Raw genomic sequence first — 17,901 nt, 5'->3', positions numbered from 1 at the left:
GTCTTCTATTTCTTTATTGTTTTTTTGTTAAGCGATGTTAGTTTCGTAGATTCGCATATTGAATATAATAAGTGTTCATTGCTGCTCTATATGGATCGAGAAACACATTTTTTATTAAAATATAAACACTATTGTGTTTATTTGGAAATTGGGGCACATTTAGATGAAAAAACTAAAAAATATAAATACTTGATTTTACAAAATTATTTATAAACGAAAATTTATGAAAATAAAAGACAAGTTTATGAACTTAAGGTGCTTTTGGTTAAGTAAGTGTTTGATAATATTATCAATTATAATTTTCAATACATCTTGTGAGAAAGAAAACATAAATTTTGAAAAAGAAAATAATAATACAACTATGGGATATGGAATTCCTGATTTGGAAGATTTACTAAAGAATTTTCCAAACTTTTATTTAGACAATAACATTATAAAAATTCGGAATTTGTATGTTCAAAGATTTGACTTAATCTATGACATAAAGACTGAGTAAAACGTGACCCAACTGTGTATATACAAAATAGACATGACAGTAGTAAATGAATCCGTTGTAACCCGCAATTCCTTACGAAATCATGCACTCAACGTTGTGCGTAATGTAAAGACTGATTACCAATGAAACATAACTCAAAGATATTTATAGAAAGCGGAATGATTATTTATGCAGGGAAAGTCTCCGAAACGAAACAGCATAAACACTATGCTATACAAATAGGAATTGTTATAAGTGGTAGTTTTCAGCTATATATAAATGACAAAGAATATAGGCATAGTAGTTTTATAATTCATTCAAATGTACCACATAAACACATTTCAAATGATAGTGTTTTGTTATGTATCTTAGTTGACCCAACAACCAATTTGGGTAATACGTTGGTTAATTATTATCCTGCTCCATTTCAACCACTTTCAGTTTCAAAAGAAGAACTAAGCTGTTTGCAAGATGAATTAAATAGTAATCAGGAGATTAATGATTTGGAGTTGAAAATATTTAAACTATTAAAGATTACTCCAGTTCAAAGAACAATGGACAATCGTATTTTTCAATTGGTTAAAAAAATGAACCTTTTAAATACATATGATACCGATTTTGATTCTTTAGTAGAAACAGTACCTCTATCAAAAAGTCGGATTCGTTTTTTGTTTAAACAGCAAACAGGACTTTCTTTACAACGGTATATATTGTGGTTAAGAATAAAAAAAGCTATTTATCAAATTATGCAACATAAGAGTTTGAGTGAAGCTGCATATTTAGCTGGGTTTGCTGACTATTCCCATTTAAGTCGGGTTGTCAGGCAAATTTCGGGAATGACAATGAAGGTGTTATTAAAAAACAGTTATTTCATTCAAGATTCATAATTCAAAACGACATTACCTTTGCAAACAGAAAAGTCAAGTTTAACTAAAAAGATGTTTGTAATGTTTTTTAATATCGAGAATTTGAAGGATTTATTTTTTGTAATACCCGTTGTGTTATTTATCCACGAGATGGAAGAGTGGAATATTTATCATTATCATCAAAAAAATTATCAAACAGGTGTAATTAAAGAAAGTGTATTAGGTACCAGACTTTGGTTATTCTTTCTGAGTTTTATTGGGTTTGCGTGGACTGCAGTTTGTTATTTCATTCCCAATCAGGTATTGAGTGTAGTAATAATGATGCTATTAATAGATTTTACAATTCTAAATTCATTACAGCACATTATTTTGACAATGAAAACAAAAAAATATAACCCTGGGCTTGTGTTTGGTGGTTTCTTTGGCTTGTTTGCAGCAATATTTGTTATTGTTGTCATATTACATCATCAAATTATTCCAATCTGGGCAATGATTCCTTTATTATTACTTATTTTTCCTGTTCTAATTGAAAGTGCCATTAGTGCAAGAAATAACAAACTACCAATGATGCTAAAAGGGATATTAAAAGTATCGGATAAATTAGAACGATTTATGTCTTTTTGAAAGTTTATTTTAGAATAATCACTACTCATACAATTTACCGTTGCAGCCAATGAAACGAACCACACAAAATAAGAGGAATCATATGAAAAAAACATTATTATTAACGTTAGTCATTTTAATATACATATCGACAATTAATGCTCAGAATAACTACTCAACGGAGAAATGGAGTTCGGTATTTAATACAAAAAATATTAATGGAACTTTTATACTTTTTGATATTTCATCTGGTAAAAGCAAGGTTTATAATACAGCTAGATGTGACAGTGCATATATGCCAGCATCAACATTTAAAATATTGAATTCATTAATTTCGTTAGAAACAAATGCTATTAATAGCGTAGACGATACGATTAAATGGAACGGAGTTGATTACGGTTGGGATAAATGGAATAAAAACCAAACAATGAGAACAGCAATGCCTCTATCTTGTGTTTGGTTTTATCAAGAACTTGCACGTAGAGTTGGAATTATCGACATGCAAAAATGGATTGATTCTGTTGGATATGGGAACACAAAAATGGGCGGTCAAATTGATAACTTTTGGCTTGAAGGAGATTTGCGGATTTCTGCAAAAGAACAAGTCGAATTTATTGAACGATTAATAAAAAATGAATTGCCTTTTAGTTTGAAAAATCAGGAACTTGTTAAAGAAATTATGGTTACGGATTCAACAGAAAACTATGTATTGCATTCAAAAACAGGATGGGCATTGAGAATAGAGAATCAAATTGGTTGGTTTGTCGGATATGTAGAAACAAAAGATAATACATGGATATTTGCTTTGAATTTGGATATAAAAACCAAAGAAGATTCCAAATGGAGAAAACAAATAACTTATGAAATTCTTAAAGAAGAAGGGATAATTAATTAATCATTGGCTACAATAATGTGTATAATTCATAAGGGTTTCAGAGGTTTTTGAGAGGTATTTCCCGCATCAATTTTGGGTGGTAACTTGATAAGTTTGAAACCCGCAATCCCGCACGACACCATACACTCAACGTTAGTGGTCAGGCAAAGACACAATTCACAACAAAAAAAATATATTATGCCATTTGTAAGAATAAGTTTACCAAAAGTATTTTCACAAGAGACGAAAGATGGAATTTCAAACTCTGTACACAACTCTCTTGTTCAGGAATTTAACATCCCACAAGACGACTATTTTCATATTATCGAAGAATTAGAACCACAACAAATTAAATTTCCAGAAACTTATTTGAATATTCCCCATACTTCCGACATTGTGTATATTCAAATTATTGCAGGACAAGGTCGTACATTGGAGCAAAAGAAAGGATTATATAAAGAAATAGCCAATCGAATAGCGAACCCTACGACTGTTACCAAAAACAATATCTTCATCGTTTTACTTGAAAATGACGGCAGACAAAATTGGTCGTTTGGAAACGGTGAAATACAAGAACCAAAACATTTAGATAAATGAAAGTCTCAAACATAAACAACTGTTTAAATAGCATTAATACAGACGAAAAAGTAGGTGTAAAAGTTGCTTTCCTAACCGGAGATGAAAAGATGTCTGTATTTGCTATTGAATTAACAAAGGGACAATTTATTCCAGCACATTACCACAAAAAAGACATAGAAACATATTTCATACTTAACGGATATGGTATTGTATATACAGGAACAATAGAAAATGATAATATACTTTGGAACCCAGAAAAAGAGGTAAATACCGGAGACTGTTTCACAATTTATCCTGGAGAAATTCACGGATTTAAGAATATTTCAGAAGGAACACTAAGAATAATTGCTACTGCCCCTTTGATCCACAGCCAAGACGACAGATATTTTATCGAAACACAGAAAAGCCCGAACCGCTGACAATGTATATACAAAATAGGCGAAATAGTACTAAATTAAAGGGTTGTAGTCCGCTTCATCTTACTTGTAACTTGACAGGAAAGTGCCACGCTGTCGGCTACTATTCTTATACGAATCGTTGTGCTTCATGCTAAAAAGAAGCAACAGCATAATATATTAATTTGTTTTGAATGATATAAAAGCAACAGAATATGATATACGAAATGAGAATTTACACTGTTAAAGTTGGGAAAATGAACCAATACATAAAACATTTTGAGAAGATAGGGCTTCCCATTATCTCTAAATATTCAAAATTGATTGGTTACTGGTATACAGAAACAGGTGTGTTGAATCAAGTTATCCACATATGGGAATATGAAAATTTTAATGAAAGAATAGAAAAACGAAAAGCTCTGTATGATGATTATGAATGGTTAGAAAATTTTATTCCAACAGCTTTACAAATGCTGGAAAAGCAAGAGTCAAGAATTATGAATGCAACAAGTTTTTCACCAATCAAGTGATTTATCAATAAAATATTGGAAAGGACATTTGCAGAAAGTTAAGGAGTTTCCATATGGAGATACATATTGAATGGAAAGCTGATATGATAAAAATATCAGATTTAAGTGATTATGTGGTTTTATATATAACATTTCAACACAGAGGAATAAGAGAAAAGGAAAAATGGGATCTGAAAAAATAAATTAAGTAAAAGCACTTAAGCACAACATTTAGTATAAGTAATGGCAGGGGAAGTCCAAATATTCAGATTTGCAGCCCGCTCAAACTAGAAAAAATACAAACGGATTGATAACAATGAAAACAAACCTTATTAAGACATTTCTTTTATTGGCAATGACAATTCTTCTAACTAATTGTGCTACACAAAAAACCAGTACACTTGTTGGCGGAGAATATAACGAAACAAAAAATGAGACTGATTATTTTGTTGTGCCGTATGGTTCAGTAACACTTCCAGGAAAATGGGAAAAGACAAATTACAATACAATTAGCAGGCAACAGTTCTTTAGAAATCAAGATTCTGTAATTATTGCAATTGCATTTGGGCGATTCGATAAGTATGAATTTAATAGGGACGGCTCAGAGTCAGGATATGATTTCGTGAAAGCCTATTACGAATGGGATTCAAAATACTTCGTTGATTCACATGGATTGATAAGACAACCTCTGGAAAAAGATAGTACAAACAACTTTATGATTTACCGGATTTACGGACAAATTGAAAAAGGGGATTTTGATACATATTTTCTTGTCGGCGAGAAAAATGGAAATACAAGTAACTTTTCGATTTCAGACACAGATAAATGGACTGAAAATAAAAAAGTTGATTTCTTAAAAAATCTATTCTTGACTAAGAAAGAAGAATAATGAATCTGCCTATATTAAAAATAGAGAACTCTGATTTAGATGAAGCGTTTTTTGCTTTTGGACAGTTTATAAATACAAAGACATATATTCACGATTAATTAAAAACAGGTGCTAACACGTGCTCATAAATAACAGCCGTTTCGTCTGTTATTAAAGGGTTGTAGTCCACATTAAGTTTGGTGTAGCTGGACAGGTTTGCAATCCGCAACTATTCATAGCACCGCTACGTTAGCGGTCATTGTGAATACCGTAGATAAATCGATATAAATGACATAAAAAAGAAAAGGTATGAACAAAAAAAAAGAAAATAAAAATGCCTACAAGCAGATGAAGTTCAGGGCAGGAATCTTTCAGATTAAAAACTTAAAGAAGAATAAACTATTTTTAAAAACAAGTACAGATTTAGATAGGGCATTTAATTCCGATCAATTTCAATTAAAATTGGGGAGTCATAAAAACATAGAATTACAAAATGATTGGAATACACTTGGTTCAGACAATTTTGAATTTAGTATTTATGAAGAATTAAAAATAGAAGAAACAGCAACTGAATTAGAAAAACAAACAGATTTGAAAGAACTTCTTAAATTACACCAGATTGACTTATTAAAAAAAGGAATTAAACTTTACTGATTCAATAAACAACGAACCGCTAACACGGCATATAAAATATTTGGCAGAAAGTGCTAATTTTAAGGGTGGTACATTTAATAAAACTAGCAACAGTTAGATAGGGAATCGCTTCGAAATGCCAAACGTTTCATACATGTAACCGTTAACCATTATTAAAAAAACGAACGAATGAACAATATGCCTAGAAAAATTAAATTCTCAACCATACTTAATATTTTGAAAAAGAAACCGATTCCATTGCTTTTTGGTTTTCTTTTTACTCTAATTCCATTATTTCTTGTTATTGTTTTATCGATAGTGTTTTCGTCATTTGGAAACGACACGCCCGAAATTGATTATGAATCGATAAATTTACAGGGAAAAGAAACTACTGCTGAAATAACGGACATTGAAACTCAATACAATGTGACGATTAACGGAGTTCACCCGACAATAATTTCATACAAATATTCAGAGAATGGAAATGAAATAGAATCTAAATATAAAGTTCTGGAAGAAAGAAAAATAGAAAATTTAGAAATCGGAGATGATATTGAAATCAAAGAACTCAATGGAAATTCAATACTAAAAGACCTAAAACCATATGGATTTTCAATTTGGTTCTTTTTAATCATACCAATCCCGTTTCTGATTATTGGATTGCCTTTTTTAATCTATTCAATCTTATACCTGAAAAAGGAACTTAAACTCTACAAATTCGGAAAAGTATCAAAAGGAAAGATAGTTTCGATGATGCTAAAATCCGGACTTCCTGTTTTTAATTTTGGACAAGGAATTATTGTGCATTATGAATATGAAACAAGAAGCGGAAATAAAATAATTGGAGAATCATTTACAACTGACTATTCGATTATGAGTGATAAAAAGAACGACGATTTTGTTCCGGTTTTTGTGTCCGTTGAAAATGATAAGAAGTCTTGTATTGTTCCTAAATTGCAGTCGTTGAGAAATAATTGGAACATTGATTTTGAATAAAACAACAATGGCTGAAAACGCTAACCGTTGCACAAGCGATTACTATCTAAATTAAAAATGGATAAAAATGAAAAAAGCACTGATTATAATAGATATTCAGAATGATTATTTTGAAAATGGAACAATGACTCTTGTTCATTCGGATAAAGCCTGCCGGAAAGCAAAACTTCTTTTAGACAAGTTTAGAGCAGAGGCATTGCCCGTAATTTTTATTCAGCACATTGCAACACGACCTGATGCATCATTCTTTTTACCAAATACAAAAGGAGCAGAAATTCATAACACCATCAGTCCTTTAAAAAGTGAGAAGATAGTCGTTAAACATTATCCAAATAGTTTCAGAGAAACAGACCTGATGCAATATCTTGAAGAAACACAAATAACTGATTTGGTCATATGCGGAATGATGACGCATATGTGCGTTGATGCAACAACAAGAGCTGCAAAAGATTTTGGATTTACTATTTCTGTTATTGGTGATGCTTGTGCAACAAAAGATTTAGAATACAATGGAAAAGTTGTTGAAGCCAATGAAGTTCAAAATAGTTTTTTATCAGCATTAAATTATTTTTATTCAACAGTGCAAACCACAGAGGAGTATCTAAATCAATAATTGGGTGACTGTTTATCGTAGACATACAACTGAGTTTACTCCATCTATGGCGGGTGATGAATTGAAATTTCTTTTAGCAAAGCACGACCACGCAACAGCTTGTTTGTAATTAAAAAAAACGAATTGCTTACTATAAAAACATACAAAGCTGAACTATTTCCAGATTTGATTGAAAGAATTTGGGTGGCAGAGAATAAAGAAGCAGAAGTAGAATTAATGATCCCACCAAATCAGTACGTTAACTTAATTTTCCCACTGAATCATTCTGCATACAAACGAGATGAAATATTAATTGAAGTCCCGCAAATAGAAGGCATTTCTACTAAAAACACAGTATTAATCTATCCCGCCGGCACTAAAATAATTGGAGTAAGATTTTTTGCCTTTGGTTTATATCCTTTTATTCAGATTCAAGGAAAAAAGCTAATTAATAATTCAATTGATTACCCGCTTGAAACAAAAGGAATAAAGGACAATCTTAATTGTTCTGTCAGCGATTCGGACACTGTATTAATTGACAAGCTTTGCGGACTGTTAAGTGATTTACATTGCGAAAAATTACATGATGCAGTCTCTCAAATAATGGATTTTTACAAACAATTCAGGTGGAATGATGAGACATGTTCTATTGAAGATTATTGCAAAAGAACAGGGACAAATTATACAGCGCTTAACAGAAGTTTCACCCAAATTGTTGGAATCACTCCTAAGAAATTTGAGAGACTGATTAAATTTCGCAAATCGCTTTGCAGTTTGATCGACAGTCAGGATAATCTAACCTCAATAGGATCAAATTCAGGATATTTCGACCAGGCACACTTCATTCGTGAATTTAAAATGTTTGTAAACCAAACACCGTCAGCTTATCAAGCATTCATAAAATTGGCTGATAAGGAAAGCAAAATCATCAATTATAACTTTAAATTATTTTAACCTGTTTAAAATATACAATTTCTTAAATTTACTACCCCTTACCTTTGCGCTGTAATTACAATTTACAACAGTATGAAACGACCATGCAAAAAGTGTTACACGCGGGAGAATGAGTGTAATTTGGGAGTTCCATCTGGCAAAAGCTTAAAAACAAATTATAAACACATGAAACGTCCATGTATAAAGCTTTCTACACACAGGGAGATGATTATTCCAGCATGGTAATCCCGAAAGCTTTCGGGACCATCTGACAAAAACTTAAAATTATAAACAGATGAAAATAAAAAATATAATATTCGATTTTGGAGGTGTACTGATTGATTGGAATCCGAGATACCTTTATCGGAATGTATTTCAGGATGAAGCAGAGATGGAATACTTTTTAAAGGACGTTTGCAGTACTGAATGGAATATCAAACAAGATGCAGGTCGCTCATTAAATGAAGCAACTGAAGAATTAGTAAAAGAAATCCCTCAATACGAAAAAGAGATTAGGAATTATTATTCTGATTGGGTAAAAATGATTGGAGGAGCAATCGAAGAAAATGCCGCGCTGATAAAGGATTTGAAAGATAAATATCGCTTGTTTGGACTCACGAATTGGTCGGCTGAAACATTTCCAATAGTATTTGATCAATATCCTTTTTTTAAGGAATTAGAAGGTATAGTAGTTTCAGGAACAGAGAAAATAATAAAACCTGATGCACGGATATATCAATTGTTACTTACCCGATATGGATTAACAGCGAATGAATCATTATTTATTGATGACAATCAGGAGAATATTAATGCAGCAAACAGACTTGGTTTTAATACAATACCTCTGTTAAAGGGAGTAAATTTGAAAGATGAACTTGAACGTTTGGGATTGTAAATAGATAATTGAAATAAATATGACCTATTGGGATATTCTTGATGAATTTATTAAATCAAACAAGCTGGTAATAGATAGAAAAAAGGGAACAACTCATCCTAAATATGAGAACATGATTTATCCGGTTGATTATGGATTTATTGCAAATACTAAATCAATGGATGGAGGAGGTATTGATATATTTATTGGTGAAGAAAAGGAGAAAAAGATAAATGGAATAATTTGCATTGCTGATAGAATTAAAAATGACTCTGAGATAAAAATTATTTACGGATGTAGTGAAAAAGAAATCGAAGTTGTGCTTTACTTTCTAAATAATTCAGACTACATGAAAGCGATTTTTATAAATCATGATAACAATTCTTGACGGAATAAAAACAGGCACGCACTAAATGGATAAATTTATACAAAGTATCGATAAGCAGATAGAATTTAATCAAGGGAAAAATATCTTCCTTGATAAGCCTGAAATGTTTCGCTTTATTAACGAAACAATTAATGCAATTTCGAACATCAATGAATTAAACAGTGATTCCGAAAAGTTCTTAGTCGATTATGCTGCTGATAAAGCCATTGAAGAATTTTGCAGGGTAAACCAATACTATTCATTTGATACAAAATCAAAAAATGAGCTGAGAAATATTTATACCTGTTTATTTGCAGATATGCGTACTGGAATAATTTCTGCAGAAAGCATTTCAAAAAATCATTACAAAAGGCTAAAAGACTGGATTAAGAACAGCAATTCATTTGCCGAAAAAATTTATTTGAATGCCGGTTCAAAAGTTGAACCTGTTGTCTGCTCAGAATACAGTCCCGGTTTGCAAATTGAGATTCTGCAAATTGAAACGACACAATTAAAAGAGCCGGTTTTAGATATAGGTTGTGGAAAACAAGGAAATTTAGTCAATTACTTATGTGAGAAGGGCATTGACACGTATGGTATCGACCGGTTTTCTTTCACAAGTAATAATCTTTTCAATTTTGATTGGCTGGAATATAATTATGGAATAGAAAAGTGGGGAGCAATAATCAGTAATCTTGGATTTTCCAATCATTTTAAACACCATAATTTAAGAGAAGATGGAAACTATATTGAGTATGCAAAAAAGTATATGGAAATATTAAAATCACTTAAAATTGGAGGTGCCTTTTATTATGCGCCCGACTTGCCGTTTATTGAGCAATATCTTGATTCCAGACAATTCAGGATTGATAAAAGAGAAATTGGTGAATATGATTTTAAAACAACAAAAATAACACGGTTAAAATAGAGAGCGGCACCATACCATCAACCGCACACGGAATTGAAAACCCGGGAATAGAATAACAATTTACTGTTCATCGCGAAAAACTAAAATAGCCATCAAACTTAATTATGTATTGCTGCTTTTTTTTATATTTGCAGACTTTATTTTTTTTACATAAAACATTCAATAATGAAGACTTTAAAATATTTGGTATTGTTTTTTATTGCAATTGCCGTTTGCTCGTGTGACAAAGATGACAATGAAATTTCGAAAGCTGATTTCAGTGTTCTTGGAATCACAAGCATAAGTGTAAATGACATTGAATACAGCATTGATGACAATCTGCTGTTAAAATTAGAAGATTCCAAGAATATTGCTGTTACAGGAAGCCAAATCACAGAATCGACTAAACACTGTGCAATAGAATATTCAATCCTGTCAACAACAAATGAAACGCCTTTTGTTTCAGCAAAAAGTTCTTGTTCAGGCGTATCTGTTAATGTTGATTCAAATACCTCCACTGATGGAGTAACACGCATTGTTTTAACAGTTAGCAGAAGTGGGTACAAGGAACAGGCAATCTATAAATTTAATTTTGCAAAAATTTAAATGGATTTTTGTAATTGCAAAAGGGGAACAAAACCGAAAAAGTGGTTTCAAAAAAGTATCAGAATAAAAGAGAACGGTCAGGCTCCCAGCCCGGCCTTTTTTTGTCTTCTTTGTATTTTATTCTTTAATCTTTTTTTGTTAAACGGTGTTAGTTTCGTAGATTCATACTGCATATAACATATAATACGTGTTTATTACTGCTCAATATGGGGTGATAAACACACTTATTTAAATAAATATAAACGAAATAAAGCCCATGGCTTTATTTAGAAATTCGCCAAAATACGATGACAGTATCACGAAACATATAAATTATGGGATTTTATTTTAGAAAATCAGCAGGATTAGGGCCTATAAGACTTAATTTTTCGAAGTCTGGAATTGGAGTTTCTACTGGTGTAAAAGGAGCAAGATTCGTTTTTAGTCCTAAAGGAACCTATGTACATCTTGGGAGAAATGGTTTGTATTATAGAAAACACATTTCTTTCAAAGGTAAACAAGACAATCAGGAACAAGAATATATTGAAGTTCCAATACCCCAGCAGATAGATAAAAATCAAGAAATTATTGAAACAGTCAATTTCGATAATTTAACAGATATTGATTCCCAAGAGTTTATTGAAGAATTGGAGAAAAAGGATAAAAAAATGAGTTTCTTCAACTTATTCTTTTTTTTTGGATTGATAATATTGATTGTTTTTTCAATTTATTTCTTTATTCCTTACGATTACAACATTGTAGAAACTAAAGTGGTTGTTGTAAAAAATGATGTTGTAAATATTAGGTCAGAGAGTAATGTTAAAAGCAATAAGGTTGTTCAAGTGCATAAAGGAGATGAACTTAGGGTATTAAATGATTCTATTCAAAATGAATGGATTCTAGTTGCAACAGGTAATGAGAAAGGATTTATTTATATTCCACTTGTTGACCTTAAAACTAAAATTCTCTCAAATATTCCTATTACCAGATTCAGTACAAATAAAATATTGATCTACGTTTCATCCATTTTATTATTGGGATTATGGATTTTTGGTTTAATAAAATTGAGCCAGCTAGATAAAAAGCGTAAGAACATAGAACTCTATTATGACCTAGATGATGAAATGAATGATTTATATGAGAAATTTATAACTTCATTTAAGTCGTTCTTGAATGTAAGACAAGTTTGGCAAATTCGAACTTCGTCTTCTGGACATGATAAAAAATATCATGGTGGTGCTTCAACCTTGGTTGGTAGAGATTTAATTTCTGAACGTGCTCAACATAAACTTCCAATGAAGTATTTTATAACCAATGCAAGGATTCCATATATTGGTTTAAAAAACATTAAACTTTACTTTTTACCCGAACGCTTGCTGATTAAGAAGGAAAGCAAATATGCTTCAATAATGTATAAAAACATAAGATTTTCTTCAAGTGACTCACAATTTATTGAGGACGGAGTGGTCCCATCTGATTCCAAAATCATTGATTATACATGGAAATATGTAAATAAAAAAGGAGGTCCTGATAAAAGATTTTCTAATAATAGACAAATTCCTATCTGTCTATATAGCAACTATTTTATTGAATCAGAACAAGGACTTAATGAAGTTTTACAAACATCAAAACTTGATGGATTAAAAAAATTCGAAGATATCATCAATTCAATATCAAATTTACAAAACGGACAAATAACTCAGGCTGATATTGATTCATATAACCCAGATGATGAGTTTAATAATTTCATTAATTTCTTTACACAACACAACCAGTTCAAAAAAACTGATTTACAGTTGAAATTATATTATGGATTTTCTAAGACTAACAAATTGGTTGATTTATTATTAAAGTCTGGAGTTGCTGAAGAAGGAAATGATGATTATTATAAAATAAATCATGAAAAATTGATGAATATTAGAGGAGAGTTGAAAATGTACTTTGGCTAACACGCGGTATAGTTAATAAGAGTTTCGTGGTTTGTGAAGCAAAGAAACCCGCCTCAACAAGTCTTGTAAAGCCCGCCATCCCTAACCATACCTCCAAACGTTAAAATCCCATAGGTCAGGCTCCCAGCCCGGCCTTTTTTTTTGTCCAGACAAAAAAAAGTCTTGTATGAGTTTCAGATGAGTCGTCCAATCAAAAAGTTGACTCGTATGAGTTTCAGATGGGTCGTCCAAGCAAAAAAAAGTCTTGTATGAGTTTCAGATGAGTCGTCCAGAAAAAAAGTTGACTCGTATGAGTTTCAGATGGGTTGTCCAGACAAAAAAAAGTCTTGTATGAGTTTCAGATGAGCCGTCCAGAAAAAAAGTTGACTCGTATGAGTTTCAGATGAGCCGTCCAGACAAAAAAATGGCTTATATGCGCGGCAAAAAGGTCATCCAGACAAAAAGTTGACGTATTTCTCAGGGATATAAGTTGTCCAGACAAAAAGTTGATGTATTTCTCAGGGAAATAAGCCGTCCAAGCAAAAAGTTGTTGTTTTCCTCACAAAAAATCAGATTTTAAATTTGAGTGATTGTTAACGGTTTCTCCTGTCGAAGGTAGACGGTTTGATGCGGGAATGGAATCTCAATTCCGTCTCTGTCAAATTGTTCTTTAATAGATTTCAGTAAATCGCATTTCGTCACAAAAGCTTTGCCCGAATCTTCGGCCCAAACATATGCTCTCAGCGTAACACTCGAATCGCCCAGATTAATCACCCGAACTACTACCTGATCGATATTTTCCTCTTTTTCTTCCTCTGTTCTGTTGTCATAAAAATTGGGGTGGTTCAAAGCCTGATTCTGAATGATTTCAATTGCTTTGTCGATATTGGAAGAGTAACTGATTCCTATTTCGATGAATGAGCAGACTTTTGCATCGGTAATCGACGAATTTAAAATGGTTTCGGAACTAATAACCGAGTTGGGAATAATTATTCTCCTGTTTTCAGGATTTTTAATCACGGTATGGCGCAAAGTAATATCTTCAACTGTACCCAAGTGTAATTCGCCTATTTTAATGAAATCGCCAACATGAAAAGGTTTAAAAATAACTATGAAGATGCCGCTGATGATATTTGAAAAAGCCTGTTGAGATGCAAAACCAAGAATCGCAGCCAAAATACCGGCACTGGCCATTAAACTTATACCGACATTTTTCAATTCAGGTATCGAATAAAAAACGACGATAACAACAATTGTAAAAATGAGGAAACTAACCGCATTTTTCAGAAAACTGTAATTGGTTGGATCAACTTTTAATAGATCCGAGGCTTTTTTCAGCATGCGGCTCATAAAAAATTGAATGAGTTTGGAAATTAAAAAACCAGAGATGATTGTACCAAGAATAAAAAGTAATTTATACCCAACACCAAGGTTTTTTAAGAAAGCTTCAAATGTTTCTATCATTGTTGTAATATATTTGTTAACCAGTAAATGATTTGTTTAATTTAAAGATACAATTAATCACACTATTTTGTCATGACAAAGAAAAAAACAAGTCGTATTTCGGTAAAAACAGGAATGGCTCCGGGAACTCTGGTGCATATTGGAACCCGGGAACTTGAGCATGCTTCGGTTCAGGTGAGGCAGTACAATTCTGAAGAAATTAAACTATCCGAGTATACGACTGATTTGAACCAGATTACATATGACTTTAAAGAGGGTGATTTGGTTTCCTGGATTCATTTTTCAGGGATTGATATTCCGGCTTATGAGAATTTAGGCAGGCAGCTTGACATTCACAACCTGACTTTGGAAGATGTACTTAATTCCCATTTGAGACCTAAATTTGAGGATCTGGATCACTACAATTTTCTTTCCTTAAAATTGATGATCCCAAAGGTGGGAGAATATAAGTTTCAGTCTGTACCAGTTCATCTTATTTTAGGGGAAAATTATGTGATCTCCTTTATGGATTCGAACTATGCAGTATTGGATTCTTTATTTACCCGTTTGGGAAACAGTACACGAAGAATACGGTCGAAAGGTGTGGATTATTTGTTTTTTGCTGTAGCAGATACAATTGTGGACAGCTATTTTCACATCATTGAAAATTGGAACGATCAGCTGACTGAATTGGAGGATTGCATCGGAAAGGAAGATTCGGATTTTGTTCCGCGGAAAATTCAGGATTTTAAGAAGCAGATCATGAAGGCCCGGGGAAGCATTTTACCTTTGAAGGAGTCTTATGATCTTTTAATTCAAAGCGAATCCGTTTTATTCGCAGATGAGAATGTGAAGTTTTTCCGGGATACGCAGGATCATATTTTGTTTATCATCGATCAGTTGGATTACCTGCGCGATTATCTCTCAAATATTCGCGATACGTATGAGTCCGAACAGAATACTCAGCTAAATAACACCATGAAGTTTCTGACTTTAATAGCAACTGTTTTTATTCCGCTTACTTTTTTGGCCGGTATTTATGGTATGAATTTTAAGAACATGCCCGAACTGGAGTGGAAATATGGCTACTTCGGCATTCTTATTATCATGATTTTGGTTGCCGCCGGAATGATATGGTACTTCCGAAAAAAGAAATGGTTGTAATAAGCAACAGGAATTTAATGCGCAAACTTCAAATACTATAAACAGATAAACCTCACAAAACCACAATGTGATTCATTAATTTTTAGCTTTACCATTCCCATTGTGAAACAAATAAATTGAAAGACCAGAATGACCAATTCAAAACAGATCGAGAGTATCGAAAATAAAGACAGCAAGGAAACAAATTCCTTTCATAGTAAATCGATTTTTGTGAAAAAAGCTTCGGGTGATGAGGAGCTTTTTGCAATTGATAAGTTAGAGCGTTCGCTGCAAAATGCAGGGGCAAGTACAGCAGCAATAGAAAAAATTCTTGTGAATATTGAAGATTGGATTTTTAATGGAGTTACTACCAAACAAATCTATTCGCGGGCCTTTTCAATTCTGCGCCGCGAAAAAAACACTTCGGCCATGCGTTACCGCTTAAAGAAAGCAATAATGGAGCTTGGCCCGACAGGATACCCTTTTGAGCAATTTATCGGGCAATTGTTCAAAAAACAAGAATTTGAGATTGAAGTAGGAGTGGTGGTTGAAGGTGTTTGTGTGACCCACGAAATGGATGTAATTGCCACCCGAAATAAGGAGCAGCACTTGGTTGAATGCAAATATCATAAAGATCAGGGCAAACATGTTAGTGTGCAGGTGCCTTTGTATGTGCGTTCGCGTGTGAACGACATCATCGAAAAAAGAAAGGATATGCCCGAATACAAAAACCTTTCCTTTACGGGATGGGTTGTTACAAATACCCGTTTCTCACCCGATTCAGTACAGTACGGCACTTGTAGTGGTTTGCATCTGTTAGGATGGGATTATCCCCGGAACAGAGGTCTGAAAGAAATCATTGAAGAACTTCGTCTTTATCCTGTAACGATACTAAGTAATCTTACAAAAAAGGAAAAGCAGGATTTGATGGATCGAAACATCCTTACCTGTTTGCAGCTAAAAGAAAACTTTCATTTATTGGATTCGTTTGCCTTAAGTGAAAAAAGGCAAAAATCATTGAAAAATGAACTTACTCATGTTTGTGGATAGGGGTTCAGATTGATTTCTTCGGAAATAAAAGAGGGTATCCGAAACGTTTAATTTTCCTTTCTTGTTTTAGATGCCTTCTTAAATGTTTTTCTTATTTTGCTTTTCAGAAACAAGCTGTGAAATAAGACTTTGCAAAAAGGAATAACTTGTAGTTTATTTGTTTCGCTTGTCGGATTAAAATAGTAAAATGGAACAAAACCGCATTCATATAAAGAACATGGTCTGTCCGAGATGCATAGCTGCAGTGGAGATGGTTCTTAAGAAGTTGAACCTTAATTTTATTGAAATAGACTTGGGGACAGTGGTGTTGGAGCGGTCGTTAACGGAAGGTGAAACGCAAAAACTGAAAGTTGACTTGGAAGAAATAGGTTTTGAACTTTTAAACGACAAGAAAGCGCAATTGATTGAGCAGGTTAAAAGTGAAATTATCAAAATCGCTCATTATCAGGAACAAGCCATTCAGACAGGAAATTTAACCGATCATTTGCAGAAGACTATCGGGCATAGTTATGCTTCACTTAGCAAGCTTTTTTCCGAATTCGAAGGTAAAACAATCGAAAAGTACCTGATTCTTCAAAAAATTGAGAAAGCAAAAGAATTACTTTTTTACGAAGAATTGAGTATCAGCGAAATCGCTTATCAGTTAAATTACAGTTCCAGTCAACATTTTTCCAGACAATTCAAGTCGATTACCGGCTTAACACCTACCGAATTTGGAAAAAATAAAAAAGCAGGAAGACATTCTATAAATGAGATATAAATCTCTTTTATTTCTAAATTGTGCACGTCTTTTTACAAATTATACACGTCTTTTTTGTAAACAGGCGTTATATTTGTCGTATAAATAATTTGTAATGCTTAAGAAATTCAGTCATTTACTATTAGCCTTGGTTGTATTTGTTGTTACAACAGGTATAACTGTCTCCGTACATTATTGTGGGGGCAATGTAAAAGATGTGTCTTTTTTATCTGCACCAAAAGCTTGCTGCGAAATTCCACAAGGCTGTTGCCATAATGAAGTTTTTACCGTAAAAATTGAAAATGATTTTTCAATTTCTTCTTATACTTTTGATTTCGAGCAATTGGAAGTGGTATTGCCGGCTTTAATTGAATTAATTAAGGTTGAAACACCTCTTAATGTCAGGAAGAATTTCGTAGAGTATATTGTTCCTCCCCCCAAAATCCAAACGGTACTTTCCTGTTTCCAGAATTATAGATTATGATTTGTAACTTATCTTTATAAGATGCGTTGGAATTGCTGTGCCTTGCAGTTTCCTGCGT

Annotated in this window: 21 protein-coding genes; 20 read left to right on the top strand and 1 reads right to left on the bottom strand. The window is 32.6% G+C overall.

Annotated elements, in window-relative coordinates; translation table 11 throughout:
• Window positions 1-618: 618 nt before the first annotated feature.
• From ACY0M5_RS17505 to ACY0M5_RS17430, 16 genes are all read left to right on the top strand, one after another.
• A complete protein-coding gene (locus ACY0M5_RS17505) occupies window positions 619-1,362 on the top strand; it encodes an AraC family transcriptional regulator (RefSeq protein WP_461630057.1) in 744 nt (247 codons plus the stop codon).
• A gap of 60 nt (window positions 1,363-1,422) precedes the next feature.
• A complete protein-coding gene (locus ACY0M5_RS17500) occupies window positions 1,423-1,965 on the top strand; it encodes an HXXEE domain-containing protein (protein ID WP_461630056.1) in 543 nt (180 codons plus the stop codon).
• Window positions 1,966-2,047: 82 nt separating this feature from the next.
• A complete protein-coding gene (gene blaOXA / locus ACY0M5_RS17495) occupies window positions 2,048-2,839 on the top strand; it encodes a class D beta-lactamase (protein ID WP_461630055.1) in 792 nt (263 codons plus the stop codon).
• A gap of 177 nt (window positions 2,840-3,016) precedes the next feature.
• Window positions 3,017-3,415 carry a tautomerase family protein gene (locus ACY0M5_RS17490; protein ID WP_461630054.1) on the top strand — a complete coding sequence of 133 codons (399 nt, stop codon included), beginning with the start codon at window positions 3,017-3,019 and terminating at the stop codon, window positions 3,413-3,415.
• Window positions 3,412-3,816, top strand: coding sequence for a cupin domain-containing protein (locus ACY0M5_RS17485; RefSeq protein WP_461630053.1), 405 nt, complete (start codon window positions 3,412-3,414; stop codon window positions 3,814-3,816). Before ACY0M5_RS17490 ends, ACY0M5_RS17485 begins: the two co-directional genes overlap by 4 nt.
• Before the next feature lie 191 nt (window positions 3,817-4,007).
• Window positions 4,008-4,322, top strand: coding sequence for an NIPSNAP family protein (locus tag ACY0M5_RS17480; RefSeq protein WP_124993080.1), 315 nt, complete (start codon window positions 4,008-4,010; stop codon window positions 4,320-4,322).
• 295 nt (window positions 4,323-4,617) lie between these two features.
• Complete coding sequence (locus ACY0M5_RS17475) at window positions 4,618-5,190, top strand: hypothetical protein (RefSeq protein WP_124993079.1); 573 nt, start codon at window positions 4,618-4,620, stop codon at window positions 5,188-5,190.
• A 288-nt stretch (window positions 5,191-5,478) separates the two neighbouring features.
• Window positions 5,479-5,823, top strand: coding sequence for a GIY-YIG nuclease family protein (locus tag ACY0M5_RS17470; protein WP_124993078.1), 345 nt, complete (start codon window positions 5,479-5,481; stop codon window positions 5,821-5,823).
• A gap of 168 nt (window positions 5,824-5,991) precedes the next feature.
• Window positions 5,992-6,798 (top strand): hypothetical protein, encoded by an 807-nt coding sequence (locus tag ACY0M5_RS17465; protein ID WP_124993077.1) that lies wholly within the window; start codon window positions 5,992-5,994, stop codon window positions 6,796-6,798.
• A 67-nt stretch (window positions 6,799-6,865) separates the two neighbouring features.
• Window positions 6,866-7,411 carry a cysteine hydrolase family protein gene (locus ACY0M5_RS17460; RefSeq protein WP_461630052.1) on the top strand — a complete coding sequence of 182 codons (546 nt, stop codon included), beginning with the start codon at window positions 6,866-6,868 and terminating at the stop codon, window positions 7,409-7,411.
• Between the two features lie 123 nt (window positions 7,412-7,534).
• A complete protein-coding gene (locus tag ACY0M5_RS17455; RefSeq protein ID WP_461630051.1) occupies window positions 7,535-8,344 on the top strand; it encodes a helix-turn-helix domain-containing protein in 810 nt (269 codons plus the stop codon).
• A 274-nt stretch (window positions 8,345-8,618) separates the two neighbouring features.
• Window positions 8,619-9,218, top strand: a complete 600-nt coding sequence (locus ACY0M5_RS17450) for an HAD family hydrolase (protein ID WP_156196798.1) — start codon at window positions 8,619-8,621, stop codon at window positions 9,216-9,218.
• Between the two features lie 19 nt (window positions 9,219-9,237).
• Window positions 9,238-9,585 (top strand): inorganic diphosphatase, encoded by a 348-nt coding sequence (locus ACY0M5_RS17445; RefSeq protein ID WP_156196799.1) that lies wholly within the window; start codon window positions 9,238-9,240, stop codon window positions 9,583-9,585.
• A 25-nt stretch (window positions 9,586-9,610) separates the two neighbouring features.
• Complete coding sequence (locus ACY0M5_RS17440) at window positions 9,611-10,492, top strand: methyltransferase domain-containing protein (RefSeq protein WP_124993073.1); 882 nt, start codon at window positions 9,611-9,613, stop codon at window positions 10,490-10,492.
• A gap of 165 nt (window positions 10,493-10,657) precedes the next feature.
• Window positions 10,658-11,077 (top strand): hypothetical protein, encoded by a 420-nt coding sequence (locus tag ACY0M5_RS17435; protein WP_461630050.1) that lies wholly within the window; start codon window positions 10,658-10,660, stop codon window positions 11,075-11,077.
• Window positions 11,078-11,391: 314 nt separating this feature from the next.
• On the top strand, window positions 11,392-13,005 hold the full coding sequence (locus tag ACY0M5_RS17430) for a DUF4236 domain-containing protein (RefSeq protein WP_461630049.1): 1,614 nt from the start codon (window positions 11,392-11,394) through the stop codon (window positions 13,003-13,005).
• Window positions 13,006-13,560: 555 nt separating this feature from the next.
• On the opposite strand, the gene ACY0M5_RS17425 is transcribed toward ACY0M5_RS17430, so the two are convergent.
• Entirely contained in the window at window positions 13,561-14,448 is an 888-nt protein-coding gene (locus tag ACY0M5_RS17425; RefSeq protein ID WP_124993071.1) for a mechanosensitive ion channel family protein, read from the bottom strand.
• Window positions 14,449-14,520: 72 nt separating this feature from the next.
• Between ACY0M5_RS17425 and corA the strand changes: the two genes are divergently transcribed.
• From corA to ACY0M5_RS17405, 4 genes are all read left to right on the top strand, one after another.
• On the top strand, window positions 14,521-15,591 hold the full coding sequence (gene corA, locus ACY0M5_RS17420) for a magnesium/cobalt transporter CorA (RefSeq protein ID WP_461630048.1): 1,071 nt from the start codon (window positions 14,521-14,523) through the stop codon (window positions 15,589-15,591).
• Window positions 15,592-15,720: 129 nt separating this feature from the next.
• A complete protein-coding gene (locus tag ACY0M5_RS17415; RefSeq protein ID WP_461630047.1) occupies window positions 15,721-16,620 on the top strand; it encodes a restriction endonuclease in 900 nt (299 codons plus the stop codon).
• A gap of 187 nt (window positions 16,621-16,807) precedes the next feature.
• On the top strand, window positions 16,808-17,380 hold the full coding sequence (locus tag ACY0M5_RS17410; RefSeq protein ID WP_461630046.1) for an AraC family transcriptional regulator: 573 nt from the start codon (window positions 16,808-16,810) through the stop codon (window positions 17,378-17,380).
• A gap of 94 nt (window positions 17,381-17,474) precedes the next feature.
• On the top strand, window positions 17,475-17,843 hold the full coding sequence (locus ACY0M5_RS17405; protein WP_124993068.1) for an HYC_CC_PP family protein: 369 nt from the start codon (window positions 17,475-17,477) through the stop codon (window positions 17,841-17,843).
• Window positions 17,844-17,901: the final 58 nt, after the last annotated feature.

Source organism: Labilibaculum euxinicum (genome assembly GCF_963678175.1).
Taxonomy (GTDB): domain Bacteria; phylum Bacteroidota; class Bacteroidia; order Bacteroidales; family Marinifilaceae; genus Labilibaculum; species Labilibaculum euxinus.
This window is presented reverse-complemented; position numbering and strand designations above follow the sequence as displayed.

Bases quoted from the DNA above. Each gene is read 5' to 3' on its own strand.
- ACY0M5_RS17505 (WP_461630057.1), top strand. From the start codon at position 619: ATGAAACATAACTCAAAGATATTTATAGAAAGCGGAATGATTATTTAT.
- ACY0M5_RS17500 (WP_461630056.1), top strand. From the start codon at position 1,423: ATGTTTTTTAATATCGAGAATTTGAAGGATTTATTTTTTGTAATACCC.
- blaOXA (WP_461630055.1), top strand. From the start codon at position 2,048: ATGAAAAAAACATTATTATTAACGTTAGTCATTTTAATATACATATCG.
- ACY0M5_RS17490 (WP_461630054.1), top strand. From the start codon at position 3,017: ATGCCATTTGTAAGAATAAGTTTACCAAAAGTATTTTCACAAGAGACG.
- ACY0M5_RS17485 (WP_461630053.1), top strand. From the start codon at position 3,412: ATGAAAGTCTCAAACATAAACAACTGTTTAAATAGCATTAATACAGAC.
- ACY0M5_RS17480 (WP_124993080.1), top strand. From the start codon at position 4,008: ATGATATACGAAATGAGAATTTACACTGTTAAAGTTGGGAAAATGAAC.
- ACY0M5_RS17475 (WP_124993079.1), top strand. From the start codon at position 4,618: ATGAAAACAAACCTTATTAAGACATTTCTTTTATTGGCAATGACAATT.
- ACY0M5_RS17470 (WP_124993078.1), top strand. From the start codon at position 5,479: ATGAACAAAAAAAAAGAAAATAAAAATGCCTACAAGCAGATGAAGTTC.
- ACY0M5_RS17465 (WP_124993077.1), top strand. From the start codon at position 5,992: ATGAACAATATGCCTAGAAAAATTAAATTCTCAACCATACTTAATATT.
- ACY0M5_RS17460 (WP_461630052.1), top strand. From the start codon at position 6,866: ATGAAAAAAGCACTGATTATAATAGATATTCAGAATGATTATTTTGAA.
- ACY0M5_RS17450 (WP_156196798.1), top strand. From the start codon at position 8,619: ATGAAAATAAAAAATATAATATTCGATTTTGGAGGTGTACTGATTGAT.
- ACY0M5_RS17445 (WP_156196799.1), top strand. From the start codon at position 9,238: ATGACCTATTGGGATATTCTTGATGAATTTATTAAATCAAACAAGCTG.
- ACY0M5_RS17440 (WP_124993073.1), top strand. From the start codon at position 9,611: ATGGATAAATTTATACAAAGTATCGATAAGCAGATAGAATTTAATCAA.
- ACY0M5_RS17435 (WP_461630050.1), top strand. From the start codon at position 10,658: ATGAAGACTTTAAAATATTTGGTATTGTTTTTTATTGCAATTGCCGTT.
- ACY0M5_RS17430 (WP_461630049.1), top strand. From the start codon at position 11,392: ATGGGATTTTATTTTAGAAAATCAGCAGGATTAGGGCCTATAAGACTT.
- ACY0M5_RS17425 (WP_124993071.1), bottom strand. From the start codon at position 14,448: ATGATAGAAACATTTGAAGCTTTCTTAAAAAACCTTGGTGTTGGGTAT.
- corA (WP_461630048.1), top strand. From the start codon at position 14,521: ATGACAAAGAAAAAAACAAGTCGTATTTCGGTAAAAACAGGAATGGCT.
- ACY0M5_RS17415 (WP_461630047.1), top strand. From the start codon at position 15,721: ATGACCAATTCAAAACAGATCGAGAGTATCGAAAATAAAGACAGCAAG.
- ACY0M5_RS17410 (WP_461630046.1), top strand. From the start codon at position 16,808: ATGGAACAAAACCGCATTCATATAAAGAACATGGTCTGTCCGAGATGC.
- ACY0M5_RS17405 (WP_124993068.1), top strand. From the start codon at position 17,475: ATGCTTAAGAAATTCAGTCATTTACTATTAGCCTTGGTTGTATTTGTT.